The organism is Psychroserpens mesophilus (assembly GCF_050617655.1).
GTDB lineage: Bacteria > Bacteroidota > Bacteroidia > Flavobacteriales > Flavobacteriaceae > Psychroserpens > Psychroserpens mesophilus_A.
On record NZ_JBODQC010000145.1, the window covers coordinates 1 to 276 of the forward strand.

Here is a 276-nt window from a genome sequence, read left to right on the forward strand (position 1 = left end):
GCAGAAGTATTTTAATGAGCAGTGCAGATAGAGCTGACCATAACGATGGGCAACTCATGCAATTATTTTGAGCAATACACACGCGCTTCCAGCGGAGTATAAATGCCTAAAGTAATAAAACCGAGCAATCCATTTACGAATGTTTGCTGGGTTTCTGTTTTAACAACATTTTCTGCGCCGCCACAAATTTTAGCTGCATCGACAGTTTTCTTCTGCCCAATTCCAGAAACGAAAAAATGGTGGGTGATGGTTTCCTTTGGTGCAACTGCTGACTGT

1 protein-coding gene is annotated in these 276 nt (G+C 42.0%); it reads right to left on the reverse strand.

Going from position 1 to position 276, the window contains the following annotated elements; all coding sequences use genetic code 11:
* Window positions 1-62 precede the first annotated feature (62 nt).
* Window positions 63-276 (reverse strand): serum resistance lipoprotein Bor (gene bor / locus ACRHNM_RS16690; protein WP_431137747.1); only part of this gene is annotated, 214 nt, incomplete at its 5' end.